Here is a 24,902-nt window from a genome sequence, read left to right on the forward strand (position 1 = left end):
ATGACCGGCTCCAAGCGCTTGCCCAGCAGCCGCCCGGGCGCGCTCACCAGACGGGGGGCCGCCGATCCTGCCAGCGGACGCGCCGCTGCAGTTGAGCGCCCAGCGAGAGCAACACGGCCTCCCCGCCGGGGCGCCCGATGAGCTGCACGCCCATCGGCAGGCCATCGGATGTCTGCCACACGGGCAGCGTGATGGCGGGCAGGCCGCTCACATTCACCATCGACGTGTACGGGGTGTACTGCACTTGCTGCGCGAAGTTGCGTTCCGCATCGTGTGAGTCGTACCAGCCGAGCGGACGCGGCGTCATGGCGAGTGCCGGTGTAAGAACAGCATCGAACGACGACAGCTGTCTGATGAACGAACGCTCGTATTCGGACAGGGCGAACAGAGCCTCGCCCAACTCGCGGGCTCCCGTCGCCCTGCCCTGCTCGACGAGCCACTTGGTGAGCGTCTCGAGCAACTCGAGGCCTTCCCCTTCGGCCGGAATGCGCGCCGCCGCCGCCTTCCACAGCGTGATGAACGCGGGACCGTACGTGGCATCGGGAGCGAGCGCCGCCTCCTCGATTCCATGACCGAGCGCAGCGAACGTGTCGGCTGCGTACTCGAGGGCGGCGCGAGCATCGAGATCCAGCACGATGTCGTAGTCGAGATCCCAGGCACTCGTGGTCATCACGCCGAGTTGAAAGCGCCCCTCGCCTCGCACGGCGCTGCCGAGGAAGGCGGTGTCGTCGCCGGGGGCGACCACCGCGAAGCGATGGTCCACCCGTCCGTTGCGGCGCGCGATCATGCCGTCGAGCAACAGAGCGGCATCCTCAACGGTGCGTGCGATGGGACCGCCGACCACGAGGCCGCCGAGCGATTCAAGGCCGCTGCCGGACGGCACCCTGCCCCGTGAGGGTTTGAGACCGACGAGGCCACAGGCGGCAGCGGGAATGCGGATCGAGCCGCCGCCGTCCGACCCTGGGGCGAACGGCAGCATGCCACTTGCAACGGCCGCCGCCGCTCCCCCGCTGGATCCGCCGGCGCCGAGCTCCAGGTTCCACGGGGTGCGAACGGGCGGCGCGACGAGCGTCTCCGTGTACGACGGCAGACCAAACTCCGGGGCTCCCGTCTTGCCGAGGCTCACAGCGCCCGCATCGTCGAGGTCGCGCACGATCTCGTCCGACTCGTCTGGCACATAGCCCGTGAGCAGCCGCGAGCCGAAGCCCGCCGGAACGCCGGCTCGCCGCCACAGATCCTTCTCGCCCACCGGAAGCCCCCAGAGCGGAGCCGACCGGGGCACGGATGACTGCACCCCGCGCGCGCGCTCTCGTGCGGCATCCGGCGTCACGGTCACGAAGGCACCCAGCCGCGGGTTGAGCACCTCGATGCGTTCGAGGTAGTGGTCGGCGAGTTCGAGCGGTGTGATCTCGCCTCGCTGCAGCAGCCGCCACTGCTCCAGAGCCGTCAACTCGTGCAGGTCTTGCGACATGTCTCGAGCCTAGAGGCGTTCACGTTCCCGGATCTGTTGACACGACCTCCCTGGTTAGTTACTGTACCAACTAACCAACGAGGAGTCCGGTGATCGACGAAGGCAAGCCGATCTTCCAGCAGATCGCTGAGCAGATCGAGAACGACATCATCTCCGGCGCGCTGCCGGAGGAGAGCCAGGTGCCGTCGACGAACGAGTTCGCCGCCTTTCATCGCATCAACCCGGCAACTGCCGGGAAGGGGGTCGGACTGCTTGTGGACGAAGGCATCCTCTACAAGAAGCGCGGCATAGGGATGTTCGTCGCAGCCGGCGCTCGAGAGCGGCTGCTGGCGAAACGACGCGAGAGCTTCCGCACCGACTTCGTTCTTCCGCTCATCGCCGAGGCGAAGCGGATCGATCTCCCCCCTGCGCAACTCATCCAACTCATCACGAAAGAAGGAGGAGCATCGTGACCGATGCGGCCACCAGCGTGGTCGAGGTCAAGGGCCTCACCAAGCGCTTCGGCGACGTCACAGCACTCGACGACGTGAACCTCAGGGTTCGGCCGGGCACCATAACCGGCCTGCTCGGGCGCAACGGCGCGGGCAAGACCACGCTCATGCAGACCATCACCGGCCAGGACTTCCCCAATTCAGGCGAGATCCGCGTCTTCGGCGAACACCCCGTGGAGAACGCCAAGGTGCTCTCGCGCATCTCGTTCATCAAAGAGGGCCAGAAGTACCCCGACGAATTCAAGCCGAAGCACGTCTTCGCGTGCGCACCCTGGTTCTACGAGAACTGGGACGCCGACTTCGCGGCCCAGCTCATCGACGACTTCCAGGTTCCGGTCAATCGACGCATCAAGAAGCTGTCGCGCGGCCAGCTCTCCGCGGTGGGAGTCATCGTGGGGCTCGCCGCTCGTGCTCCACTCACCTTCTTCGACGAGCCATACCTCGGGCTCGATGCCGTCGCACGCCAGATCTTCTACGACCGCCTGCTCGCCGACTACGGCGAGCACCCGCGCACGATCATCCTGTCCACGCACCTCATCGATGAGGTGGCGAATATGCTCGAGCACGTCGTCGTGATCGACAAGGGTCGCATCATCATGGACGTGCCGGCCGAGGAGGCACGCGAGTCCGCCACAACGGTCGTCGGCCCCCGAGGTGCGGTCGACGCATTCGTCGCAGGGCGCAAGGTGCTGCACCGGGAGGGGGTCGGCGGACTGGCATCCGTGACCGTCGAACGGCTGGATGCCGATGAGCGACGGGATGCCGTCAACGCCGGCCTCGAGCTGGCTCCGGTATCGCTTCAGCAGCTCATCGTGCGCACGACCAATTCCGTCACCGCCGAGTTCGGCGCATCAGAGTCGCCGTCGATCGAGAAAAGAGCCGGGTTATGACCGCCATCACCCCAACCGCGACACTCCAGGACACCATCGCTGTCCCTAGTGCGACCCGGCGCATCTGGAACGTCACCCGCCTGCATTTCGCAAACAGGTTCAGCATGATCGCGCTGCCGTGGATCATCATCGGCTTCGTCTACCTGGTGAACATGGTGATCTGGATCTCGATCTTCGCCTCGACGCACCAACAGCTGACGGGAACGCAGTGGTCGGGTTCGACGATGTACATCTTCGTGTACTTCGGCATCGCCGCCGCTCAGGCCATGAGCCTCACCTTCAGGTTCGCGATGGGCATGTCCGCAACCAGGCGCGACTATTACCTCGGCACTGTCGTCGCGTTCGCGCTGCAAGGACTGCTGTTCACCGCCGCGTGCACGTTGCTGTCGTACATCGAGGATTGGACGCGCGGTTATGGCATGAGCGCGCACATGTTCAGCAACGTCTACATGGGCTCGGGCTCCGTCTGGGAACGGCTCTTCACGACATTCGGCGCTTTCATGTTCTGCTTCGCGCTCGGCGCGCTGGCCGGCAGTGTGTTCGTGCGGTGGCGCGCCAACGGTCTTTACGCGCTCGGCGCGATCATCGCGCTGTTGGCCGTCGGGTTCATCGCCGTGACGACCCTCACGGAATCCTGGCCGGCCGTGGGAGCGTGGTTCGTCGACGCACGCACGGTGGGCGTCGTCGCCTGGCTGCTCATCCCCATGATCGTGAGTGCGGTGATCGGATTCTTCGTACTGCGCAGGGCGCCTTCGCGGGCCTGACGCGGAGCGCGTCCCACCAGCCACACCAGAAACTGGACGAGGCCTGCCGCATCCCTTCGAATACGGCAGGCCTCGATTCGTACAGCGCCTTCTCGACCTCCCGTTCGGGCGACCGGACTGTGGCGGTGCGATCACTGTATGGCGGTCCCGCGGCATCCGATAGCGATTATGACGAACTGATAACGCGAACGGCGTGAACTCATAGCAGGGACCGAAGAAGCGGCCCCGCAAGGTCTGAAGCTATTTCAAGCTCTTCTGCATGAGCACCGTGCCCAGCCAGCGCTCGAACTTGAAACCCACATGCCCCATGCTGCCGATCTCCTTGAAACCGAAGGTCTTATGCATGGCGATGGATGCCTCAGCCCCCTGGTCGGCGATCACGGCGATCATCTCCTTGAGGCCCGCCTGCTTCGACGCGTCGATCAGCGCCCGCATGAGCGCCGTACCCAGCCCCTTGCCCGTGGATGCCTGACCGAGGTAGATCGAGTTCTCCACCGTGAACCGGTAGGCCTTCTTCTGCTTCCACGGCGTGACGAGCGCGTAGCCGAGGATCTGGCCCCTTGGCGATTCGGCAACCAGGAACGGCATCCCGAGTTTGCTCAGGTACGCGTACTTCGACTTCCACTCCTTCAGCGACATCGTGTCTTCGTCGAAGGTGACGGTGCTGTTCGTTACGTAGTAGTTGTAGATTTCGCGAATGTACGGGAGGTCGGCCGGCTTGGCCGGGCGGATCGAGTATTTGAACGGCGGCTCGGGAGGTTCCTGCTTACGCAGGTGCGGCGGCGGCACGCGCCGCGTCTCGTATTCCTCTTCCAGCACGCAGACCAGCGTAATCGCCGCGTGTTGCACCGCTGTTTCGTGGTGGAGGTCGAGCCGCGCCTCCGTCGGATCCTGCGCGAGATGCTCGTCGGCATGCTCTCCGGCTAGTCCAGAGACCAGTCGACCGGGTCGGCGCCCTGCCCCACGAGCAGCTCGTTGGCACGACTGAACGGCTTCGATCCGAAGAACCCGCGGTCTGCCGAGAGCGGGCTCGGGTGGGGCGAGGTGATGGCCGGCGTCTGGCCGAGCAGCGGACGAAGGTTGGCGGCATCCCGTCCCCAGAGAATCGCAACGAGCGGAGTGCCACGGCCCACGAGCGCACGGATGGCGTGCTCCGTGACCCGCTCCCACCCCGCCCCGCGATGGGATGCCGGCGAACCCGGGCGCACCGTGAGCACTCTGTTGAGCAGCATGATGCCGTGCTCGCTCCATGCGGTGAGATCCCCATGCTCCGGTGTCTGCAGCCCGAGGTCGCTGCGCAGCTCGCGGTAGATGTTCTGCAGGCTCCGTGGGACGGGGCGAACGTGCCGTTCGACCGCGAACGAGAGCCCGATGGGATGCCCGGGCGTCGGGTAGGGATCCTGCCCGACGATGAGCACGCGAACGTCGGCGAGCGGGTACCGGAACGCGCGCAGCACGTTCGCACCCGCCGGGAGGTACGGACGACCGGATGCCACCTCCTGCCGCAGCCACTCCCCCATGGCCGCGATGTCGGCGGCGACGGGTTGCAGCGCCTCCGCCCATCCGGCATCCATTGAACCGTCCGCGACGAGTTCGGCGAGCGTCTTGGGCACTACGTGAGACTCCTCACGAGCACGCCCTTCTCGTCCTTGGTCACCGCCCACACCGTGCCCGCCCCACTCGCGCGCAGCGGACCCGATCCGACCGCCAGCACCGTTGCCTCGTCGATCGCGATCACCTCATCGAGTGCTCCCGAGTCGACGGCGGCGATGGCACGGGAGAGGTTGCCCCATTGCACAGCGTGCACGTCGACGGAAACGTCGATCAGCCCGAGCCCCTCCTCGATGGTCAACTCGTCGAGATCCTCGGCGGCTTCCTTGGGCGCCACCTCGACTCCGCCGATCAGCCATCCACCCAACAGCGCCCGGTCGGGAGCAATGGCGGCGCCCGCCGAGAAGCCCAGATACGGCACGCCCGATTCCACCTCGCGCCTGATCCTGGCGGCATGCGGGGCGAAGGCGGTCAGGTAGGCGGGCGTCAAGCCGCCACCGACGAGGATGCCGTCGGCTCCGTCGAGCGCCGATGCAGGCATCCGCTCGCCCTCGCCGACGACGGTGGTGCTCACCTGCACGGCGCGGTCCCCCGCCACCTTCCGCACGACAGCTGCGAGTTCGTCTCCGTGTCGCGGCTGGGCGCCCTCGCGCACCGTCAGCACCGCGATGGCCGCCGGCCTCTCGTCCCCTGCTCGCGCGACGGCCTCTGAGACGAATCCTCCGTAGACCGCCTCCTCGCTGCCGTCGCGGAATCCCCCGCCGACCAGGAACACGCTCATCCAGTCTCCTTCTCGTCTTCCGCGTCGTGCGGCGAATGCCCTGGCGGGTGATCCCGCCCCTCAGACCCGGTGTTGTGACGCCGAATGGTCTCGTTGAAGTACGAAACGACGGTGGCCGTCGTGATGCCGACGATGAGGATACCGCTGAGCACGAGCATGATCGCAAGCACGCGACCGAACGTCGTGACGGGAACCATGTCGCCGTATCCGACGGTGGCCATGGTGACCACCGCCCAGTAGATCGCGTCGCCGAGGCTGACGATGGTGGCACCGTGCGCGCCGCGCTCGGCCGCCACGATGGTGACCGAGATGGTGTAGATCCACAGCACGATGAACCCCAGCGCATACGTCACGAGACGTGCGCGCACGGCCGAGCCGGTGTGGGCACGGAAGAACGAGATCCTCCGCAGCTCCCTCAGCAGCCGGAACGGCCGGAAGATCGGCAACAGCGCCGCGAGCAGGTCGGGAACGTTGCTTCGCACGAAGGTCCATTTGTCGGCGGCCAGCGCCAGGCGCAGCACATAATCGACGACGAAGACGATCCAGATGGCGCCAAGAACGACCACGAGCAGCGCGCCTTCACCGTCACCGATCGATGGATCGAGGCAGCGGATGCTGTAGCCGACCAAGAAGACGACCGACAGCACCAGGAACGGCCACGAACTCCACCGTTCCCACGCGGCCGCCGCGCGTTCGCGGTCACTTGCGCTGTGGTCGCTCACACGCCTTCGTCACTTTCGGCTCGCGACACGCAGTTCGCCCCGGTGCAGCACGTGGGGCGCTGCCTGGGCGACGGGTTTGACGACGATGAGGTCGAGGTCGACGTGCGGCGGACGCTCGACGGCCTCCACGATCGTGTATGCGACGTCGTACGCGGTGAGCGGCTCCGGAACGCCCTCGTACGTCGCCTCCGCTCTTTCCCGGTCACCGCCGAAGCGCGACAACGAGAACTCCTCGGTCTGCACCATTCCGGGCGCCACCTCGATGACGCGCAACGGCTCCCCGTTCAACTCGAGGCGCAGCACCTCGGTGAGGGCGTGCTCTGCGAACTTCGCGGCGTTGTAACCGCCGCCTCCGGGGTAGACGGTGTGGCCCGCGATCGACGTGACATTGACGATGTCCGCGTGCCCGACTGCATCCGCCGACTGGCGCAGCAGCGGGAGCAGCGCCGAGATCACGCGCTTCGTGCCGAGCACGTTGACGTCGTACATCCAGGCCCAATCGTCTACCGACGAGTTCTCCACCGAATCGAGTCCGCGTGCTCCTCCCGCGTTGTTCACGAGCACCTGCACACCTTCGGATGCCAGGTGGTCGCGCAACGCGTCCACCTCGGCCTGCACGGTGATGTCGGCAGGGAACGCCTCTGCCCCCGTCTCGTCCGCGAGTGCCTTCAGGCGCTCGGCGCGGCGGGCAACTGCCGTCACCTCCCAGCCGTGCTCTCGCAGGAGGCGTACCGTCGCCTCGCCGATGCCCGTGCTCGCTCCTGTCACAACCGCCCGCTTGGATGCCATGTGTTCCATTGTGTCTGAACGCCGGAGCGCGGCGTCGGGATGGCCGGCCGGACGAGAAAGCTGCCCTCGTTCGACGAGACCGGGATTACGCCGTGTTGCACCTGTTTTTGGGCGGGAAAGAGGCCATGCCTAGCCTGAACACATGCGGCGCGAAGGTGCGCCGACCCCCGGCTGACCGTGCCAGAGGCACAACCGAGTACCGATCGGAAGAGAATCATGACTGACGCCGCACAATGGCAGTTCGAGACCACTCAGATCCACGCGGGCGCCGCCCCCGACCCGGTGACCAACGCCAGGGCGACGCCGATCTACCAGACCACGTCGTACGTGTTCAACAGTTCCGACCACGCTCGCAACCTCTTCGCGCTTGCCGAGTTCGGCAACATCTACACGCGCATCCAGAACCCGACGCAGGCCGTCGTCGAAGAGCGCGTCGCAGCACTCGAGGGGGGCACTGGCGCGCTGCTCGTGGCGAGTGGCCAGGCCGCTGAGACGTTCGCAGTGCTCAACATCGCCCAGGCTGGCGACCACATCGTCTCGTCGAGCTCGATCTACGGCGGCACCTACAACCTGTTCAAGTACACGCTCGGCAAGCTCGGCATCGAGACCACGTTCGTGGAGAACCAGGACGACCCCGAGGAGTGGCGTCGCGCGGTTCGCCCGAACACGAAGCTGTTCTTCGCCGAGACGGTGGGCAACCCGAAGGTCAACATCCTCGACATCGAGACCATTGCGGACATTGCACACGAGAACGACGTTCCGCTCATCGTCGACAACACGATCGCGACGCCGTACCTCATCCGTCCGTTCGAGCACGGCGCCGACATCGTGATCCACTCGGCCACGAAGTTCCTGGGCGGTCACGGCACCACCATCGGCGGCGTCCTGGTTGACGGCGGCCACTTCGAGTGGTCGAAGCACGTCGACAAGTTCCCCGGGCTCACCGAGCCCGATGAGTCCTACCACGGCGTCAGCTACACCCAGGCCGTCGGCGACGGACTCGCCTACATCATCAAGGCCCGTGTTCAGTTGCTGCGCGACCTCGGATCGGCCATCGCGCCGAACAGCGCCTGGCTGCTCATCCAGGGCATCGAGACCCTGTCGCTCCGCGTCGAGCGCCACGTGCAGAACGCACAGGAGATCGCCGAGTTCCTCGAAAGCCACCCAGATGTGGCATCCGTGAACTACGCGGGCCTGCCGACGAGCCCCTGGTACGCCGCCGCCAACAAGTACGCGCCGAAGGGTGTCGGCGCCGTGCTGTCGTTCGAACTCAAGGGCGGTGTGGATGCCGGTCGCGCGCTGGTCGACAACCTCGCCCTGTTCAGCCACCTCGCCAACATCGGCGACGTGCGCTCGCTCGTGATCCACCCCGCGTCGACCACGCACTCGCAGCTGTCTCCTGAGGAGCAGCTGACGGCCGGCGTCACGCCGGGACTGGTGCGCCTCTCGGTCGGACTGGAGAACATCGACGATCTGAAGGCCGACCTCGAGAAGGGTCTGGCGGCGGCGCGCGCGGTCGCGCAGTCGGACAGCGTCTCGGCGTAGTCCCGTCTGGCGCGCGATCCGTCGCGCTCGACATCTCGTAACAGCAGCAAACGCGATAAGGGCCCGGCTCCGCCGGGTCCTTATCGCGTTTGCGGCGACCTCGAGCCGGCCCCTCACCGACTCCTCTTCCGTAACACGGTACGGGCCGACCGCGCCATGGCAGCAGAATTGACCTCACCATGGACTGGCAGACCTCCGAAGACACCGTGCCGTCGAGCTTCATCACCGACGCGCAGGCGCGGTCTCTGCTGGGCAAGCCGCGGGCGACCGGGGCCTGGCGCGAGGGCGACCCGGTCGGAGATCGCCGGTTCCAGCGCATCGGTCCCCTCGCATTCGAGAGTGGCCGAACCCTCTCGAACGTCGTGATCGCATACGAGACCTGGGGCACCCTCGACGCCGACCGGAGCAACGCACTGCTCGTGCTGCACGCGCTGACCGGGGACAGCCACGTCGTCGGTCAAGCCGGGCCGGGGCATCCGACATCGGGCTGGTGGAGCGGCGTGGTCGGGCCGGGCCTCGCCATCGACACCGACCGCTGGTTCGTCGTCGCGCCCAACATGATCGGCGGGTGCCAGGGGACCACGGGGCCGGCATCCCTCGCCCCGGACGGAATCGAGTGGGGACCGCGGTTTCCATACACGACGATCCGCGACCAGGTCGTGGCCCAGGTCGCCTTCTCCGACGCTCTCGGCATCGACAGGTGGGCCGCAGTGATCGGCGGTTCCATGGGCGGCATGCAGTCGCTGGAGTGGGCCGTCGGGCATCCGGATCGCATGGACCGCGTCGCCGTCATCGCCGCGCCGCCGTTCTCCACGGCCGACCAGATCGCGCTCAACTCCGTGCAGATAGAGGCGATCCGCACCGATCCGTCGTTCCGTGCCGGACGATACTACGATGCCGACGACGGCGACGGGCCGCACGCCGGCCTGGCGCTCGCGCGGCGCATGGCCCTCCTGAACTACCGCAGCGCCAACGAGCTCAACGAGCGGTTCCAGCGCAGCTGGCAGAGCGGAATTAGCCCGCTCGGCGCGGGCGGTCGGTTCGCCGTGGAGTCATACCTCGACTTCCACGGCAACAAGTTCACCAGGCGGTTCGACGCCAACAGCTACATCACCGTGGTGAACGCGATGACCTCCCACGACATCGGTCGCGGCCGAGGCGGGGTGGATGCCGCGCTGGGCCTGGTGACGGCGCGTTCGCTCGTGCTGGGCATCGACAGCGACAGGTTGTACAGCGTCGAGGGGCAACAGGTGATCGCGGCGGGCCTGAGGAACAGCATCCACGGCGCTCACCCGATCGTGGTCCATTCCCCGTTCGGCCACGATGCGTTCCTCATCGAAGACGACCTGATCGGACCGCCCCTTCGGCAGCTGCTCGAGTCCTGACTCCCGCATTGGGGCCGGGGCGGGATATTGCGCGGTCCGATCACCCCATAATCTGTCTGTAGTGTGCCCCGCCCGATGCCCGGGTGCGACCCGGAGGACCGATGACGCGAACCGTCGAAGAGCGCGACCGCATGCTCGCGTTGGCCTCCAGCGCCGCCGGTATCCTCACGGCGGGCGTCGCACTCATCTGCGCCATCGTCCCGGGTGCGCTGTCGCAGGCCCCCGCCATGATCAGCGTCGTCGCGCTGTGCCTGCTCATCGTCGTCGCTTCACTGGCGCTGCGCACGCGCACCTCACCGATCCCGGTCGTCGTCACGTTGGCCGCCGCCATCATCGGGATCGTCGTCGTCGGCATGAGCGGCGATTCCGACAGCGTCGCCGCAACCTCGGTCCTGTCCATGCTGACGGCGGCATCGGCCAGCACCGCATTCCTGCTGGCGGCAGAGCCGCGCCGGCGCGTCATCCTCATCGTCGGCTTCGTCGCCGTGCTCGCGTCAGTCATCCCGGCGACGATCGGCGTGCAGGGCCGGCTGGCACCGGTCCTGTCCGTTGCCATCGGCAGTTGGACGTTCTGCACCGGCATCTCGATGTGGGTTGCGCGCGTCGTACCAGAGACGATCGGGCGGATCGAGGGCATGAGCGACGCCTACCGGACCGAGCGCCAGGCGAGCGAACTGGAGGCGAGGCGCAGGCAGAGCGCACGGCTCCTGCACGACACCGTGCTGGCCACGCTCACCCTGCTCGCCCACTCCGGGCGAGGCGTCGGCGAAGGGGCGCTGCGCGCCCAGGCGGCGGAGGATGCCGCTCTGCTGCGCCAGTTGCGCATGGGTTACACGCCCGATCCCGAGGCCTCCGGCGACTACCGCCTGCAGCAGGTGGAAGACTCCACGCTCGGCAACACGCTCGAGACCGTGAAACAACGCTTCCAGCGCATGGGACTCGACGTCGAGTGGCACGGCACAGGCCACGTTCTGCTGCCTGCCAAGACCCTTGACGCGTTCCTCCTGGCCCTCGCGGAATGTCTCGAGAACGTGCGAAGGCACTCCGGCGAGACGCAGGCGCACGTGACCATCACCGACGACGACGTGACGGTGCGAGCCATGGTCACCGACTCAGGGGTGGGCTTCGACACCGGAGCCGTGTCGCCCGGACGCCTCGGATTCACGGAGTCGATCGTCGCCCGTGTGCGCGATGTCGGCGGCAATGCGCGCCTGTTCAGCGCTCCCGGCTCAGGCACCACGGTCGTGCTGGAGGTGCCGAAGGCATGAGCAGCAAGCTGGACGCACGAGCCACGCACGTCTACACGGGGGTCAGCCGGCTTCGCGCGGGCACCATGGTGATCGCCGACGTGCTGGTCGTGACGTCGGTCTTGCGGTTCGTGTTCTGGGCGCCGTACTACCCGGTACTGGGCCTCGGCATCGTCGCGACCGCGCTGCTTCTGGTGGCCGCCGCGCTGATGTGGATCTTCCCCGTCGCGCGTGAGGTGCTGAGCGACCGAACTCGCTTCGCCATGCGTTTGGGAGTGTGTGCGATCATCCTCGGTCTCGACCTGGCGGCGTCCTGGGATCCGGGCTCGACCATCGTGCTTCCCTGCACGTGCATCGGGGTCGGTGGCCTGCTCGCCGCGTCGGTGACGGATCGACCGCCACGAGACATCCTGCTCGCCACAGGCGGGTTCGCTCTCATCCTCATCGTCGTGGTCGGCCTGCAGGTGCGTGAGCCGCTGGCGATCGCGCCCCGCCTCGCCTTCATCGCGATCTCGTGCGCCCCGCCCCTGGTCGGCGTCTCGCTGGTGCGCTCGTTCCGCTCGATCGTGCAGTTCCATTCCGAGATCGCGCAGACTCAGAGCACCACCAGCACGGATTTCTCGGTCGGGATGCTGGCGTCCGAGGAGCTCGAACGGCTCGACTTCGCGGCCGAGCAGCTTCTGGACGACGTGGCAGAGGGCAGGGCACCGCTGCCGCTGGACGAGGCGACCGCTGCGCGCGCGTCGTCGCTCGCGACGCAACTGCGACTGCACCTCGTCGAGGATCGCAGACAGACCTGGCTTCAGCATGCGGTGACTGAGTCGGCCGTGCTCGACCCGGTCACCGAGATCCACGACCCGGATGGGCTCGCCGCCTCACTGTCCGCACGGCAGCGCGACGGCCTCTTCTCGGCCATCTGGATGCTCGTCGGCAGCCCGTCGAAGGCCGCCACGTCGCTTCAGATCCACATCGCCAGGGGCGCGGATGCCGGGCCGCACGTGCACAGCCTTCAGATCCGGATCGAGACGACCGGCATCCCACGGCGCCAGATTGACCCGGCGGCGTGGCAAGCTATTCGCAGAGTGGGGCAATACACCGAGACCGGACAATCGGCTATGGTGCGCATCGAGGTGGACTGCCTTGTCGACGCCTCGGCCGATCGCTGAGCCGGCCGGATCAGCCGGCTTACACCCGATCGGCCCGGAAGAAGGAACACGCACGTGAAGCATGAAGCCCCCATCACGATCGCCATCGTCGACGATCACCGCATGCTCCTGGCCGCGCTGACCGAATGGATCAGAAGCGCAGCGGACGACATCGAGATGGTCGCCGCCGTGGCCACCTGGCCCGAGCTGCTCACGCACGAACGCTTCCCCGTCGACGTCGTGCTCCTCGACCTCGACCTGAAAGACAACATCCCCGTCTCGATCAAGCTGCAGGCGCTCAAGGCGGCCGGCGTGCGCACAATGCTGATGAGCGCATACTCCGACCCCAACGTGGTGCGCGAGGCGCTCGCCGCGGGAGCTCAGGGTTACATCGTCAAGAGCGAGACGGCCGACATGATCGTGGAAGCCATCCGCGCCGCGATGCGCGGTGACTCGTTCATCTCGGAAGAGCTCGACGTTGCGCTGAGCCAGAGCACGACTGGGTCGCCGAAGCTCAGCGCCCAGGAGCGCAGGGTCATGGCTCTGTACGGCGCGGGCGAGCCGGTGAAGTCGGTAGCGTTCAAGCTCGGCATATCTGACGAGACGGCGAAGAGCTACCTCAAGCGCATCCGCGAGAAGTACCGGGTGGCCGGATACGACGTCGGCACGAAGGTGGCGCTGCGCAAGCGGGCGATCCTCGACGGCATCCTGCTGCAAAACGACTGAGTCTTCGCGTTCGTCGCCCGCGGGTGGCCCGGCCGCTCACACCGCGCGGGTGGGCACGGTCGTGGTCGGCACGCCGTTGGTGGCGACGATGCCACCTGTGATGGTGGCGATGCCGCCGGTGTGGCCGGGCAGTGGGATGCCCCGTGCAGACCTGAGCCTGTCGAGCGCGAACGTGCCGATGGCCAGCACGAGGCCGAGCGCCGTCAGCACGAGTCCCACCCACACTGGCGCCCGGTAGCCGAGACCGGCGGCGATCGCTGCGCCGCCCAGGTAGGCGCCGAGCGAGTTGCCGATGTTCAGGGCCGAGTGGTTGAGGGCAGCGGCGATGGACTGGCTGTCGCGCGCGACATCCATCAGACGCGTCTGGATGGCGGGAGAGATGGCCGAAGACGATGCACCGACGAGGAAGACACCGACGGCCAGCGCGAGCCAGTACTGGGCGAAAAGGCCCAGACCGATCAGCGCCAGCATGAGCACGACGAAGAACGTGATCATCGTGCGTTTGACGCTGCGGTCGGCCATGGCCCCGCCGACGAGATTGCCGACGGTCATTCCCAGACCGCAGCAGACGAGCACCAGGGGTACGGCCCACTCGGGAAGTCCTGCCAGGTCGGTGACGATCGGGGCTACGTAGGTGTAGAGCGAGAAGAGACCGCCGAAGCCGATCGCTCCGATGGCGAGCGCGAACCACACCTGGATGCGACCGAAGGCCCGTAGCTCTCGCCGCATGGTCGCCTGAGGATTGCCGTCCTGCCATGGAACCGCCGCGAGAACGGCGACGAACGTCAACGCGAAGATCGCGGCAACGGCCAGGTAGGCGATGCGCCACCCGGCCTGCTGACCGATCCAGGTGATCGCGGGAACGCCCACGACGTTGGCGATCGTGAGGCCGGAAAGCACGAATGCCACGCCCCGTCCCCGCTTGCCAGGACCCATGAGGGATGCAGCAACCAGGCTCGCGATTCCGAAGTACGCACCATGTGGCAGACCTGCCACGAACCGCGCGAGCAGCACGAGACCGAACGTGGGCGCCAAGGCGGCCGCAACCGTGCCGAGAGTGAAGGTGACGAGCAGGGCGAGCAACAGCCGCTTTCGCGGCCAACGAGCGGCTGCCGCGGCAATGGTCGGGGCCCCGACCACCACGCCGAGCGCATAGGCAGAGATGATCCACCCGGCCTGTGCGTTGGCTTCAGCTGGGCTCACCGCGTACAGGTGCGGCAGCAGGTCCGACGCGATGTTCGGCAACAGCCCCATGGCCACGAACTCCGTGGCGCCGATGCCGAAGCCGCCGAGGGCGAGTGACAGCAGGGCAAGACGAGTGCGGGCCGGCGTGAGTGCCGGCCCGTGCGTGACGGGAGCCATGCATCAATGCTAGGCGCAGTGCGTTACATTCTCGAATCGATTCGATGAACGTAGGCGACCGGAATGCTCAAGGAGCAACGGCAACGGCCGGGCAGGCGCGGTTCTCAGCGATCCTGCGAGCGGAGGGCTTCCTCGAGCCGCTCGACCTTGCCGGTGAGCTCGCCGACATGGCCGGGCCGGATGTCTGCTTTGAGTACGAGAGAGACGCGCGAGCCGAATGCGCCGACGGCATCCGTTGCCCGTTTGACGACGTCGAACACCTCATCCCATTCGCCCTCGATCGTGGTGAACATCGAGTCGGTGTGGTTCGGCAGCCCCGACTCGCGCACGACGCGCACGGCGGCTGCGACCGCCTCGTGCACCGAGTCGTCTTCACGGCCGGTTCCGCTGGGTGCAACGGAGAATGCGACGAGCATGGCGTTTCCCTTTCGAAGCGATCGTGTCGCTCTTCAGTCTGCCCCACGCACCTCGGGCGGGAAGAGCTCGTCCGGCGAAACTGCGCCTGTGGGTCGACGCGATGGTTCCGCGGGGACGCTCTCCGCGGCATCCGCCTCCCGGGGTGCACCGGTGAGGGGCCACACCTCGTCAGCCGGTGGAACCGGTGAGTGCGCGGATGCCTGCCCGCGTCCGACTGTTCCCGTGCGCCACAACGCCACGACCGCGCAGCCCAGCACCACGAAGAGCATGACGTTGCGCACGGTCACTACTCCGAGCATCCAGGCGTTGAGGTACAGCACCTGCAGGTACAGGTACGGATAGAAGAGCTGCGTCAGCCCGGCCGTGACGGCGACCAGCACGGCGGGAGTGCGGAAGCGACGGCCCGCCGTGATGATGCCGAGGATGACCGGCGGGGCGAGCCAGTGGATGTACTGCGGCGAGCCGACCTTGTTGAACGCGATCAGCGTCGTGACGATCGCCAGCATGAGCTGCGGCAGAACGACGAGCGACGGCGCTTTGCGGAGGACGGCGCGTAGTCCGATGAGCGCAACGGCGACGACTGCGACGGCCAAGACGGGCGTCATCAATGCGCTCGTCTGGGCCACACCGGCTCCCAGCACCTGGAACGTCAGCAGAGTCTGGTCGTAGTAGACGCTTGCACCACCATGCAGAGCTGCCGCCCAGAGCCACGGAGCACTGATCGGGGCCTCGATCTGAAGGCCACGCCCCGTCTGCTGCGTGGCGAAGCTGAACAGGTCGGCTGCTCCGCCGAACGCGATCGCGACGATGCCGATGACGGCACTCGTGAACAACACGTAGCCGAGCACCCGCCACCTGGAGCGAGCAGCGATCACGACGGCGAGCACGATGCCGGCCGGCCACACCTTGATCCACGTCGCGATCGCGAGCAGAACGGATGCCACGGTAGGCCGCGCGGCAAGCCACACGACCGCGACGATCACGATGGCAACAGACACGGCGTCGAGCCGGCCGACGGCGATCGGGCCGAGCAGCAACAGGAATCCCAGCCACCACCAGGCGGCGACGAGCGCCCGCCGATGCCCGCGGGCGACGAGGACCGCGAACGCGATCACGTCGAACACGGTCACCATCGCGAGCCAGGCCATGACGTAGTTGTCGGCTCCAGCCACGAGCGGGATGAGCACCGGAACCATCGCAAGGAGCGGGTAGACCCAGGGGGCCGTCACCCCCATGAACGCGTATCCGTGCTGGGCGAGCTGCGCCCACGGCAGGTACACGATCGTCACGTCGCCGAGCGGCATGCCCTCGCCGAAAAGCGCGCACAACCACAGAACGACGTGCACGAGGAGGAACGCACCCCAGAGCGCGTATGTGTTGCGGGCGAGCGAGCGGATCAGGTTGCTCGCGCGGGCTTGCTGCCGGCGGGCGTCAACGGCGTCGCCGACCGCATCCGTCGCGGTGTCGGTCGCCATAGTCGTTCATGCTATCGATCGAGCTGCCGAAGCCTGCCGTCACGCATCCGTGCCGCCATCCCGGCCGGCCGCGACATCGCCGACGACCGCCGGCATCGCCTCCGCGATGTCGAGAGCCATGATCGGTCCGCCGCCATGCAGACGGCTTGCCGCCACCGCCGCCGCGCCGTGCAGCGCTGCGGCGGTTGCAGCCAGCGCGGCGAGCGCCTGGTGCCCGTCGCGCGCGATCTCGGCGCTGTGCGTGGCAACCAGAGCGCCCAGCACCCCGCCGAGCACGTCGCCACTGCCCGCGGTCGCCAGCCATCCCGCGTGCGGGCCCGTCGAGACGTCGATGACGTCCCCCTGAGGCGCCGCGACGTGCGTGACGTGCCCCTTCAGCAGCACCGTCGCACCCGTGAGGTCGGCCGTACGCGCCGCCCAGCCGTGGGCATCCTTCGCTATCTCCTCGGCGGATGCCGTCACGCCGTGATCGGCGAGCACCCTCGCGAGCTCGCGATAGTGCGGCGTGATGACCACCGGTCCGGCTGCCGAGGCGATCAGGTCGAGTGCCCCTGCGTCGACGACGGCCGGAACCTGCTGCTCGAGGGCCGAGCGCAGTCGCTCCTCGTTCGAGGCGTCGCGGTGCGAGGCATCCATTCCCGATCCGAGCAGCCACGCCTGCACTCGCCCGAACGCTGTCACCGTCTCCGGCCGCCGCTGCAGCACCACGCGAGCCGGCACATCGTCGCCCACGTAACGCACCATGCCAACACCCGTGCGCGACGCCGCCTCCACGCCGAGCACCGCGGCGCCCGGGTACTCGTCCGATCCGGTCACGACACCGAGCACACCCCTCGTGTACTTGTCGTCGTCTGGGCCGGGCACGGCGATCCAGGCACGGCAGTCTGCGAACGTCCAGTGTCGCGCGCCGTCGTCTTGGCCTTCGCTCTTCATGCCTTCACGATAGGTTGGCAGTCGGCTCCGTTCCCACCCCTTGTCGCGGGCGCGGAGAGCACAGTCGACGTGGAGAACGTGAAGCCAATGCCCATATCCCTCCCCGACCGGGTCGTGATCTTCGACTATGGCGAGGTCATCTCGCTCACGCCGACGGAGGCCGACCGGCAGGCGCTGATCACGATCGCCGGGGTTGATCCGGGCACGTTCTGGCCTCCGTACTGGCGGCACCGCGACGAGCTCGACCAGGGGACGCTGAGCATCCACGACTACTGGCGCCGTGTCGAGGCGGACAGCGGCGCGAACTGGTCCGAGAGCACACTGCATCTGCTGTGGGTGACGGACTTCAGGGGGTGGCTCAGCGTCGACACGGGCACGATCGACGTGTTGGTGGACCTTCGCGACGGTGGAACGCGGCTTGCCCTTCTCTCGAACGCAGGCGCGGACTTCGGCAGCTACTTCCGACGCGGCCTCATCGGATCGCTGTTCGATCAGGTATTCGTCTCGGGCGAGCTGCTGCTCGTGAAGCCGGATGCGGCGATCTTCCAGCACGCCCTCGACGAGCTCGGCGTGGATGCGGCACAGGCCGTGTTCATCGACAACAAGTCCGAGAATGTGGAGGGCGCGCAGTCGATCGGCATCACCGGCCACGTCTTCACGGGAGCCGCGGACCTGCGCGCTTTCCTGGAGTCGCTTGCCGGCTGACCGGCGACACTCGACGCCAATGCGAAGCCGACGGCGCAATCCTAAGCATTGCTCCGGTGCTCGCACGAAGAGTTCGAAAGCTTCGATGCCGGGTGAGGCCGCTACAACTGGAGGAATCAGTGCCCGACCTTTTCGACCCGATCGCCGTGCGCGGAACGCGATTGCGCAATCGCATCTTCACCGCCCCGATGTGCCAGTACTCGGTCATGAACCGCGACGGGGTTCCGACCCCGTGGCACCTCGTGCACCTCGGCTCGATCGCGGCAGGGGGCAGCTCGCTCGTGATCGCGGAGGCGACCGCGGTCTCGCCTGAGGGCCGCATCACCGACCGCGACACGGGCATCTGGAACGACGAGCAGGCGGATGCCTGGCGACCGATCGCGGACTTCGTCGCCTCACAAGGGGCCGTGCCCGGCATCCAGCTGGCGCACGCGGGGCGCAAGGCGTCCACGTGGTCACCCTGGGGCGAGGACGGCAGAGACGGCACGGTTCCCATCGAGCTCGGCGGCTGGCCCGCGCTTGCGCCCTCCGCCGTTGCGTACGAGGGTCTGGCGGTTCCGCGCGAACTCGACTCCGAGGGCATCGAGCGCGTGGTGCTGGACTTCGCGGATGCCGCCCGCCGCGCCGTGCGAGCCGGATTCCGCATGGTGGAGATTCACGCAGCGCACGGATACCTCCTGCACGAGTTCCTCTCCCCCGTCAGCAACCTCCGCACCGACGACTACGGCGGCACGCTCGAGAACCGGGCGCGTCTGCTGCTGAGGGTCGTGGCATCCGTTCGGGAAGCGATCGGAGACCTGCCCTTGTTCGTGCGATTCTCGGCCAGTGACTGGGCGCCGACCGGATGGGACGTCGACGCCTGCGCGAGTGTCGCGCGCTGGTGCGCCGACGCAGGCGCCGACCTCTTCGACGTCTCCTCCGGCGGCAACGTGCCTGCGAGCATTCCGGTCGGCCCCGGCTACCAGATTCCGTTCGCCGCGCGCATCAAGAAGCTGACAGGACTGCCCGTCTCGGCGGTGGGCATCATCACGGAGTCGAGGCAGGCGTCCGACATCATCACGTCGGGACAGGCGGATGCCGTCTCGCTGGCCCGCGAACTGCTGCGCGACCCGCACTTCCCGCTTCGAGCGGCACACGAGCTCGGCGTCGACCTTGACTACTGGCCAGGCCAATACCTCCGAGCCAAATGGCGCTAGCCCCCCTCCCTCCCCAGCTATGGGCGGTCAGGCCGCTAGACGGGCTCGAGTTCCGTGGACTGGCATCGGGTCTGGCGGGAGCCGAGCGAAGCTCGGCGGGGGCATGTCCGCGGAACTCGAGCCCGTCTAGCGGCGACTAGGACCGCCGAGTAGCGTCCTGCACTTCCCCCACGAGCTCCTCGATGATGTCTTCGAGGAACACGACGCCGAGGGTCTCGCCCGCAGGGCCGACGGTGCGTCCGACGTGTCCTCCGGAGCGCCGCATGAGTGCGAGCGCGTCTTCGATCTCGGACTCCGGCTCCAGTGGGATGAGCTTGCGGAACCGCCACGGCGGGATCGCGTCATGGTATCCGTCGCGTTCCAGGTCGAGCACGTCTTTGAGATGCACGTAACCGATCGGATCGCCTGCCGCATCCACGATGACGTAGCGGGAGAAGCCGTGCTTCGCCACGGCACGCTCCACGTCGGACGGGGTTGCGGTCTCGGGCAGGCAGACCAGCGTCGTCAGCCCGATCGCGACATCCTCAGCCCTCTTGGCCGAGAACTGGAACGCGTTGGTCAGGGTTCCCGTCCGGTCGGTGAGCACGCCCTCGCGGGTTGACTGGTCGACGATGGTGGCGACCTCGTCGAGGGTGAAGGTGCTGACGGCCTCGTTGACGGGTTTGACGCCGAAGACGCGAACGATGCCATTCGATGTGGAGTTGAGCGCGACGACGATCGGCCGGAACACCCTGGCGATGCCGACCAGCGGCGGCGCCAGCAGCAGGGCAGCACGGTCGGGCAACGAGAACGACAGGTTCTTCGGCACCATCTCGCCGAACACGACGTGCAGGAACGTGACGAGCACGAGGGCGATGGCGAAGGCGATGCCGGCGATCCAGTCGTCGGAGAGTCCGGTGAGCTTCAGCGGCAGCTCGAGCACGTGGTGAATGGCGGGCTCGGAGACGTTGAGGATGAGCAGCGAGCAGACGGTGATGCCCAGCTGGGTCGTGGCCAGCATGAGCGTCGCGTGCTCCATGGCCCACAGCGCTGTGCGCGCGGCTCGGCCGCCGTGCTCGGCCAACGGCTCGATCTGGGAACGGCGGGCCGACATGACGGCGAACTCCGCGCCGACGAAGAAGGCGTTGCCGGCCAGCAGCACGAACAGCAGCAGGATGCCTACCCAGTCAGGCATGGTCATCCCCCCGCTTATTCTGGTCGGTACGCGCCCCGCCGTCGTCGTCACGAGGTGTGTTGTTCCTCCGTTGCGCGTACCTCGACGGGTCGGTGTCCGGGTCCGGTGTGAATCGCAGCCGGTCGATGCGCCTGCCGTCCAGACGCTCCACGCGCAGCGTTCCGCCGTCGACGTGCACCTCATCGCCTGCGACGGGCAGTCGGTCGAGTTCGTTCATCACGAAGCCCGCGACCGTCTCATAAGGCCCTTCGTCAGGGATCTCGATGCCCGTGCGGTCTTCGAGCTCGTCGGGGCGCAGCATGCCGGAGATGGTGATCGAACCGGCCCCGCGCACGATGTCGGCCCGTGCACGGTCGTGCTCGTCTGAGACGTCGCCGACGAGCTCCTCTACGAGATCCTCGAGCGTGGCGACCCCGGCCGTTCCGCCGTATTCGTCGACCACGACCGCCATCTGGTAGCCCTTGCCGCGCAACTCGCTCAGGAGCGTGTCGAGCGTCATGGTCTCTGGCACGCGAACGGCATCCGTCTGCAGAGCGGACGCGGGCACGAGAGCGCGCCGTTCGATCGGCACCGACACCGCCTGCTTGACGTGCACGACGCCGACGATGTCGTCGATGTCGTCGTCGACCACCGGGAACCGTGAAAACCCGGTGCGCCTCGCGAGGGCGAGCACCTCCGTCGCCGGATCGGACCGGTGCACGCTTGCGACGCGCGGTCTGGGCGTCATCACGTCCGATGCCGTGTGCTCGGAGAACCGCAGCGTACGGTCGAGCAGCGTCGCCGTGTCCGACTCGAGCACACCGGCGCTCGCCGATCGGCGCACCAGGGATGCCAGTTCCTCGGCACTACGGGCACCGGAGAGCTCCTCCTTGGGCTCGACGCCGAGTGAGCGGAGCACGCCGTTCGCGCTCGCATTGAGCAGGGAGACGGCTGGGCGGAACACCGTCGTGAACACCGTCTGGAACGGGATGACGACCTTGGCCGTCGCACGCGGCAGCGCAAGTGCGAATCCCTTGGGGACGAGCTCGCCGAGGATCATCGACAGGAGCGTTGCGACGACGATGCCGACGATCGTCCCGATCGGCGAGAGCGCGGCGGTCGGCACGCCGATGGCTTTCATCGGTGAGGCGAGGAGCGAGGAGATCGACGGCTCCATCAGGTAGCCGGTGAGCAGCGTCGTCAGCGTGATGCCCAGCTGGGCGCTGGAAAGGTGCGTCGACGTGATCCTGAGGGCAGCGATCGTCATGCCCAACCGGGTCTCGCCGCGCTTGCGCCGCGCCTCGAGGTCTGCCCTGTCGAGATTGACGAGGGCGAATTCGCTGGCGACGAAGAATCCGGTTCCGACGGTGAGCACGAGCCCCGCGGCCAGCATGATCCACTCGGACACGTCGGTCACTGCTTCCTGATGGCGCCGCGATCGGAGTCTGCCGGGAGCAGCCGGCGAGGATCGCAGGGTGAACAGGGCGAACAGGCCGAGGGAGGGTCGTCCATTGTCCTGCCGAGTATACCGGCGCACCCGCCGCACGCCCGGGCTGCACCGGCCTCGTCGCTCTACTTCACCGGACGGATCCGTGCACGCCACATGAAATGATGGCGCAATGGATTCTGCGAACCTGACGCGCGCCGAGACATCCGCCCGCTCGGACGCGATCACCGTTCGTTCATATCGAATCGAGCTCGATCTCCGCGAGGCGGAAGATCCGTCGGTCGCCGGGTTCGCGACCACGACGACCGTCGAGCTCCAGACCGCCGAGCAGTCCACGTGGCTCGATTTCATCGGCCCCGAGGTGCGTGCCGTAACGGTCGACGGCCGGGCGCGGCCGGTCGAATTCGACGGCGCTCGCATCCGCATCCCGCTCGCCGATGAAGAACAAGCCTCAGCCGATCAACCGGCAACATTCGTCGTGACGGTCCACGCGCAGGCGCTCTACAGCCGAACGGGCGAGGGGCTGCACCGATTCACCGACCCGGTCGACGGCGAGACCTACCTCTACACGCACTACGAGCCCGCGGATGCCCGGCGCGTCTTCGCCTGCTTCGAGCAGCCCGACCTGAAAGCTCCCTTCACCTTCGTGGTGCACGCGCCAGCGGGCTGGACGGTGCTCTCGAACACCGAGGCCGCTTCGCGCGAGAAGCACGACGAATGTCAGACCGTCGTCTTCGAGCCGACGCTTCCGTTGGCGAGCTACATCACCGCCGTCGCGGCCGGGCCGTACCACGGCGTGCGGTCGTCGTGGAGCCGCGACGGCCAGGAGGTTCCCCTCGGGGTGTACTGTCGCGCGTCGCTCGCCGAGCATCTCGACGCCGACGAGATCATCGACGTGACCAGGCGGGGTCTCGAGTTCTTCACCAACGCCTTCGGCATGTCGTATCCCTGGGGCAAGTACGACCAGGTGTTCGTGCCCGAGTACAACATCGGCGCCATGGAGAATCCGGGCTGCGTGACGTTCACCGAGCGGTACATCTTCCGCGGTGCGGCGACGGACGCCCAGCACGAGGGCCGCGCGACGACGATCCTGCACGAGATGGCGCACATGTGGTTCGGCGACCTCGTCACGATGAAGTGGTGGGACGACCTGTGGCTCAAGGAGTCGTTCGCGGACTACATGGGCACCCTCGCCACGGCTGAGGCGACCGGATGGACGGATGCCTGGGTCAGCTTCGCCAACCGGCGCAAGGCATGGGCCTACCTGCAGGACCAGCTGCCGACGACGCATCCCATCGTCGCCGACATCGTCGATCTCGAGGCGGCCAAGCTCAACTTCGACGGCATCACCTACGCCAAAGGTGCTGGGGTGCTCAAACAGCTCGCGGCCTACGTTGGCCGCGACGCCTTCTTCGAGGGTGCAAAGCGGTACTTCCGCACCCATGCGTTCGGAAACACGACTCTCGACGACCTGCTCGCGGCACTCGAGCAGACCTCGGGCCGGGACCTGCATGCCTGGTCCCGCGAGTGGCTCGAGACGACAGGCATGACCACCCTCACGGTGCAGCAGGGGCCGGTCGGACTGGTCATGGTGCCCTCGGACGACCGACCACATCGTCTGGCCGTCGGCTGGTACGACACGGACGACCTAGGGGCCGTCGAGCGCCGAGAGCTGCGGGAGTTCGACGTGGCAGGCGAACCGGTGCGCATCGGCGACCGGGATGCCGCGCTCGTGCTCGTCAACGACACGGATGCGACGTACGCGAAGCTTCGGCTCGACGACCGATCGCTGGACACGGTCGAGTCCTCGCTCGGCTCGATCGCCGACCCTCTCGCTCGCGGCCTGATCTGGGCTGCGCTCTGGGATGCCACGCGCGACGCCGAGTACGCAGCCGGCCGATATTTGGCAGCGGTTCGGCAGCATGCACCAGCCGAGTCGAATACGGGACTGCTCGCCTCGGTGCTGGGGAACGCTTCGTTCGCGGTCGAGCACTACGTGCCGCGAGACGACAGGGACCGCGAGAGGTCGCGCTGGTCGGAAGCGACGTGGAGCGGGCTCTTCGCCGCTCGGGCGGAAGGCGGGGCGCAGCTGGCCTGGGCCAGAGCCGTTGCCGCGGCCGCGACGGTCGACGATTCCCGGGCCGACGACATCCGCGGTCTGCTCGACGGCACGACACGTGCACCCGACGGCCTGACACTCGATCCCGACCTGCGCTGGTCTCTGCTCACGGCCCTAGCCGCCACTGGGCACGCCGACGTCGACGATTTGCAGCGTGAACTGCAGCGCGACGACACCGCGACAGGTCGCACCGCCCTCATCCAGGCGCTCGCGGCACGGCCGCTGGAGTCCGTGAAGGCTGACGCCTGGCGCAGCGCCCTCGCGGACACCTCGCTGACCAACGATCGACTGCAGGCGACGATCGCCGGTTTCGTCGCAGGAGGCAGACGCGACCTGACGGCCCGATTCGACGACGAGTACTTCGCATCCCTCCGCTCCGTGTGGCAGGAACGCAGCATCGAGATGGCGGAGCGGATTGTTGTCGGGCTCTTCCCGCGTACCGACTCGACAGACGCGGTCGACCACTGGCTCGCAGCGAACGCGGATGCGCCTGCATCCCTTGTGCGCCTTGTCGCCGAGCGCCGCGATCACCTCGCGCGCGACCTGCGAGTGCGAGCGAGGAACGCCGGCCGTCGCGCCATCGGCTGA

The 24,902-nt window shown here is 67.4% G+C and carries 23 protein-coding genes; 11 read left to right on the forward strand and 12 right to left on the reverse strand.

Going from position 1 to position 24,902, the window contains the following annotated elements:
* Positions 1-43 precede the first annotated feature (43 nt).
* Positions 44-1,471, reverse strand: coding sequence for an amidase (locus ACO2Q7_RS16015; protein ID WP_423356710.1), 1,428 nt, complete (start codon positions 1,469-1,471; stop codon positions 44-46).
* A gap of 89 nt (positions 1,472-1,560) precedes the next feature.
* Here ACO2Q7_RS16015 and ACO2Q7_RS16020 point away from each other — a divergent pair, with 89 nt between their 5' ends.
* Genes ACO2Q7_RS16020 through ACO2Q7_RS16030 form a run of 3 tightly spaced genes read left to right on the forward strand, consistent with a single transcriptional unit; the run spans position 1,561 to position 3,616 of the window.
* Positions 1,561-1,923, forward strand: coding sequence for a GntR family transcriptional regulator (locus ACO2Q7_RS16020; protein ID WP_423356711.1), 363 nt, complete (start codon positions 1,561-1,563; stop codon positions 1,921-1,923).
* A complete protein-coding gene (locus tag ACO2Q7_RS16025; RefSeq protein ID WP_423356712.1) occupies positions 1,920-2,852 on the forward strand; it encodes an ABC transporter ATP-binding protein in 933 nt (310 codons plus the stop codon). The genes ACO2Q7_RS16020 and ACO2Q7_RS16025 overlap by 4 nt, the downstream gene beginning before the upstream one ends.
* Positions 2,849-3,616, forward strand: coding sequence for a hypothetical protein (locus ACO2Q7_RS16030; protein ID WP_423356713.1), 768 nt, complete (start codon positions 2,849-2,851; stop codon positions 3,614-3,616). Before ACO2Q7_RS16025 ends, ACO2Q7_RS16030 begins: the two co-directional genes overlap by 4 nt.
* Before the next feature lie 240 nt (positions 3,617-3,856).
* Here the strand turns inward: ACO2Q7_RS16030 and ACO2Q7_RS16035 are convergent, their stop codons facing one another.
* The 5 genes from ACO2Q7_RS16035 to ACO2Q7_RS16055 all read right to left on the reverse strand — a co-directional run bounded on the left by ACO2Q7_RS16035 (position 3,857) and on the right by ACO2Q7_RS16055 (position 7,459).
* Positions 3,857-4,435 carry a GNAT family N-acetyltransferase gene (locus tag ACO2Q7_RS16035; RefSeq protein ID WP_423356714.1) on the reverse strand — a complete coding sequence of 193 codons (579 nt, stop codon included), beginning with the start codon at positions 4,433-4,435 and terminating at the stop codon, positions 3,857-3,859.
* 104 nt (positions 4,436-4,539) lie between these two features.
* A complete protein-coding gene (locus ACO2Q7_RS16040) occupies positions 4,540-5,229 on the reverse strand; it encodes a uracil-DNA glycosylase (RefSeq protein WP_423356715.1) in 690 nt (229 codons plus the stop codon).
* Positions 5,229-5,948 carry a Type 1 glutamine amidotransferase-like domain-containing protein gene (locus tag ACO2Q7_RS16045; RefSeq protein ID WP_423356716.1) on the reverse strand — a complete coding sequence of 240 codons (720 nt, stop codon included), beginning with the start codon at positions 5,946-5,948 and terminating at the stop codon, positions 5,229-5,231. Before ACO2Q7_RS16045 ends, ACO2Q7_RS16040 begins: the two co-directional genes overlap by 1 nt.
* Entirely contained in the window at positions 5,945-6,670 is a 726-nt protein-coding gene (locus ACO2Q7_RS16050) for a potassium channel family protein (protein ID WP_423356717.1), read from the reverse strand. Before ACO2Q7_RS16050 ends, ACO2Q7_RS16045 begins: the two co-directional genes overlap by 4 nt.
* A gap of 9 nt (positions 6,671-6,679) precedes the next feature.
* A complete protein-coding gene (locus tag ACO2Q7_RS16055) occupies positions 6,680-7,459 on the reverse strand; it encodes an SDR family oxidoreductase (protein WP_423356718.1) in 780 nt (259 codons plus the stop codon).
* Between the two features lie 216 nt (positions 7,460-7,675).
* Between ACO2Q7_RS16055 and ACO2Q7_RS16060 the strand changes: the two genes are divergently transcribed.
* The 5 genes from ACO2Q7_RS16060 (at position 7,676) to ACO2Q7_RS16080 (ending at position 13,507) form a co-directional block, all read left to right on the forward strand.
* Complete coding sequence (locus ACO2Q7_RS16060; RefSeq protein ID WP_423356719.1) at positions 7,676-9,004, forward strand: bifunctional o-acetylhomoserine/o-acetylserine sulfhydrylase; 1,329 nt, start codon at positions 7,676-7,678, stop codon at positions 9,002-9,004.
* Positions 9,005-9,183: 179 nt separating this feature from the next.
* Entirely contained in the window at positions 9,184-10,389 is a 1,206-nt protein-coding gene (gene metX / locus ACO2Q7_RS16065) for a homoserine O-acetyltransferase MetX (protein WP_423356720.1), read from the forward strand.
* Between the two features lie 101 nt (positions 10,390-10,490).
* Positions 10,491-11,657, forward strand: coding sequence for a sensor histidine kinase (locus tag ACO2Q7_RS16070; RefSeq protein WP_423356721.1), 1,167 nt, complete (start codon positions 10,491-10,493; stop codon positions 11,655-11,657).
* A complete protein-coding gene (locus ACO2Q7_RS16075) occupies positions 11,654-12,802 on the forward strand; it encodes a hypothetical protein (protein WP_423356722.1) in 1,149 nt (382 codons plus the stop codon). The genes ACO2Q7_RS16070 and ACO2Q7_RS16075 overlap by 4 nt, the downstream gene beginning before the upstream one ends.
* A gap of 54 nt (positions 12,803-12,856) precedes the next feature.
* Positions 12,857-13,507, forward strand: a complete 651-nt coding sequence (locus ACO2Q7_RS16080) for a response regulator (protein ID WP_423356723.1) — start codon at positions 12,857-12,859, stop codon at positions 13,505-13,507.
* Positions 13,508-13,543: 36 nt separating this feature from the next.
* Here the strand turns inward: ACO2Q7_RS16080 and ACO2Q7_RS16085 are convergent, their stop codons facing one another.
* From ACO2Q7_RS16085 to ACO2Q7_RS16100, 4 genes are all read right to left on the reverse strand, one after another.
* Positions 13,544-14,869 carry an MFS transporter gene (locus ACO2Q7_RS16085; RefSeq protein WP_423356724.1) on the reverse strand — a complete coding sequence of 442 codons (1,326 nt, stop codon included), beginning with the start codon at positions 14,867-14,869 and terminating at the stop codon, positions 13,544-13,546.
* A 104-nt stretch (positions 14,870-14,973) separates the two neighbouring features.
* Positions 14,974-15,285, reverse strand: a complete 312-nt coding sequence (locus ACO2Q7_RS16090; RefSeq protein ID WP_423356725.1) for a thiamine-binding protein — start codon at positions 15,283-15,285, stop codon at positions 14,974-14,976.
* Positions 15,286-15,318: 33 nt separating this feature from the next.
* The gene (locus ACO2Q7_RS16095) at positions 15,319-16,761 is read right to left on the reverse strand and encodes a hypothetical protein (RefSeq protein WP_423356726.1); all 1,443 of its coding nucleotides are present in this window, start codon (positions 16,759-16,761) and stop codon (positions 15,319-15,321) included.
* Positions 16,762-16,800: 39 nt separating this feature from the next.
* Positions 16,801-17,694 (reverse strand): ADP-dependent NAD(P)H-hydrate dehydratase, encoded by an 894-nt coding sequence (locus ACO2Q7_RS16100; protein WP_423356727.1) that lies wholly within the window; start codon positions 17,692-17,694, stop codon positions 16,801-16,803.
* 87 nt (positions 17,695-17,781) lie between these two features.
* On the opposite strand from ACO2Q7_RS16100, the gene ACO2Q7_RS16105 reads away from it, so the two are divergent.
* Positions 17,782-18,399, forward strand: coding sequence for an HAD family hydrolase (locus tag ACO2Q7_RS16105; protein ID WP_423356728.1), 618 nt, complete (start codon positions 17,782-17,784; stop codon positions 18,397-18,399).
* A gap of 119 nt (positions 18,400-18,518) precedes the next feature.
* Positions 18,519-19,595 (forward strand): NADH:flavin oxidoreductase/NADH oxidase, encoded by a 1,077-nt coding sequence (locus ACO2Q7_RS16110; protein WP_423356729.1) that lies wholly within the window; start codon positions 18,519-18,521, stop codon positions 19,593-19,595.
* 136 nt (positions 19,596-19,731) lie between these two features.
* Here ACO2Q7_RS16110 and ACO2Q7_RS16115 read toward each other — a convergent pair whose 3' ends face one another.
* Both ACO2Q7_RS16115 and ACO2Q7_RS16120 read right to left on the reverse strand, forming a co-directional pair.
* Complete coding sequence (locus ACO2Q7_RS16115) at positions 19,732-20,769, reverse strand: hemolysin family protein (protein ID WP_423356920.1); 1,038 nt, start codon at positions 20,767-20,769, stop codon at positions 19,732-19,734.
* Positions 20,762-22,141, reverse strand: a complete 1,380-nt coding sequence (locus ACO2Q7_RS16120; RefSeq protein ID WP_423356921.1) for a hemolysin family protein — start codon at positions 22,139-22,141, stop codon at positions 20,762-20,764. Before ACO2Q7_RS16120 ends, ACO2Q7_RS16115 begins: the two co-directional genes overlap by 8 nt.
* Before the next feature lie 226 nt (positions 22,142-22,367).
* On the opposite strand from ACO2Q7_RS16120, the gene pepN reads away from it, so the two are divergent.
* On the forward strand, positions 22,368-24,902 hold the full coding sequence (gene pepN / locus ACO2Q7_RS16125; protein ID WP_423356730.1) for an aminopeptidase N: 2,535 nt from the start codon (positions 22,368-22,370) through the stop codon (positions 24,900-24,902).

Origin of the sequence: Rathayibacter sp. KR2-224 (assembly GCF_049446075.1) — a bacterium.
Taxonomy (GTDB): domain Bacteria; phylum Actinomycetota; class Actinomycetes; order Actinomycetales; family Microbacteriaceae; genus Humibacter.

What these genes read in the sequence shown, in the direction of transcription:
- ACO2Q7_RS16015 (WP_423356710.1), bottom strand. Translation starts at nt 1,471, where the DNA reads ATGTCGCAAGACCTGCACGAGTTGACGGCTCTGGAGCAGTGGCGGCTG.
- ACO2Q7_RS16030 (WP_423356713.1), top strand. Translation starts at nt 2,849, where the DNA reads ATGACCGCCATCACCCCAACCGCGACACTCCAGGACACCATCGCTGTC.
- ACO2Q7_RS16045 (WP_423356716.1), bottom strand. Translation starts at nt 5,948, where the DNA reads ATGAGCGTGTTCCTGGTCGGCGGGGGATTCCGCGACGGCAGCGAGGAG.
- ACO2Q7_RS16055 (WP_423356718.1), bottom strand. Translation starts at nt 7,459, where the DNA reads ATGGCATCCAAGCGGGCGGTTGTGACAGGAGCGAGCACGGGCATCGGC.
- ACO2Q7_RS16060 (WP_423356719.1), top strand. Translation starts at nt 7,676, where the DNA reads ATGACTGACGCCGCACAATGGCAGTTCGAGACCACTCAGATCCACGCG.
- metX (WP_423356720.1), top strand. Translation starts at nt 9,184, where the DNA reads ATGGACTGGCAGACCTCCGAAGACACCGTGCCGTCGAGCTTCATCACC.
- ACO2Q7_RS16070 (WP_423356721.1), top strand. Translation starts at nt 10,491, where the DNA reads ATGACGCGAACCGTCGAAGAGCGCGACCGCATGCTCGCGTTGGCCTCC.
- ACO2Q7_RS16075 (WP_423356722.1), top strand. Translation starts at nt 11,654, where the DNA reads ATGAGCAGCAAGCTGGACGCACGAGCCACGCACGTCTACACGGGGGTC.
- ACO2Q7_RS16085 (WP_423356724.1), bottom strand. Translation starts at nt 14,869, where the DNA reads ATGGCTCCCGTCACGCACGGGCCGGCACTCACGCCGGCCCGCACTCGT.
- ACO2Q7_RS16090 (WP_423356725.1), bottom strand. Translation starts at nt 15,285, where the DNA reads ATGCTCGTCGCATTCTCCGTTGCACCCAGCGGAACCGGCCGTGAAGAC.
- ACO2Q7_RS16095 (WP_423356726.1), bottom strand. Translation starts at nt 16,761, where the DNA reads ATGGCGACCGACACCGCGACGGATGCGGTCGGCGACGCCGTTGACGCC.
- ACO2Q7_RS16100 (WP_423356727.1), bottom strand. Translation starts at nt 17,694, where the DNA reads ATGAAGAGCGAAGGCCAAGACGACGGCGCGCGACACTGGACGTTCGCA.
- ACO2Q7_RS16105 (WP_423356728.1), top strand. Translation starts at nt 17,782, where the DNA reads ATGCCCATATCCCTCCCCGACCGGGTCGTGATCTTCGACTATGGCGAG.
- ACO2Q7_RS16115 (WP_423356920.1), bottom strand. Translation starts at nt 20,769, where the DNA reads ATGCCTGACTGGGTAGGCATCCTGCTGCTGTTCGTGCTGCTGGCCGGC.
- ACO2Q7_RS16120 (WP_423356921.1), bottom strand. Translation starts at nt 22,141, where the DNA reads ATGCTGGCCGCGGGGCTCGTGCTCACCGTCGGAACCGGATTCTTCGTC.
- pepN (WP_423356730.1), top strand. Translation starts at nt 22,368, where the DNA reads ATGGATTCTGCGAACCTGACGCGCGCCGAGACATCCGCCCGCTCGGAC.